The organism is Paraburkholderia sp. SIMBA_027 (genome assembly GCF_046535315.1).
In the GTDB taxonomy this organism is placed as follows: domain Bacteria; phylum Pseudomonadota; class Gammaproteobacteria; order Burkholderiales; family Burkholderiaceae; genus Paraburkholderia; species Paraburkholderia tropica.
In genome coordinates, this window is record NZ_JAWRWY010000310.1 from 1 (window position 1) to 303 (window position 303).

At 67.3% G+C, this 303-nt stretch carries 1 protein-coding gene; it reads left to right on the forward strand.

The window, feature by feature from the left end; all coding sequences use genetic code 11:
- Positions 1-303: hypothetical protein (locus SB764_RS39215; RefSeq protein ID WP_410866639.1), on the forward strand; the 303-nt coding region annotated here is incomplete at both ends.

The window sequence follows — 303 nt, forward strand, 5'->3', positions numbered from 1 at the left end:
GGCAATGGCAGCTGGGAGGTTCTGGCTTTTCAGCAGGCCGAGGAGATTGCGGCCGGGCGCTGGCGGCTGAGCGGACTGCTGAGAGGGCTGGCGGGGTCGGAGGATGCGATGGGCGCCGGAGCGGAGGCGGGTGCTTCTATCGTCGTGCTCGACGAGGCGGTGGTGCCGCTCGGGCTCGGCGGCGACGAGATGGGGCTGCGGCTCAACTGGATCGTCGAGGCGTCAGGGGTATCAGGAAAGATAGGTCCCTTTGTCTTCGAGGGCGGGATGAGGGCGGAGACGCCGCTTTCTCCCGTTCATCTG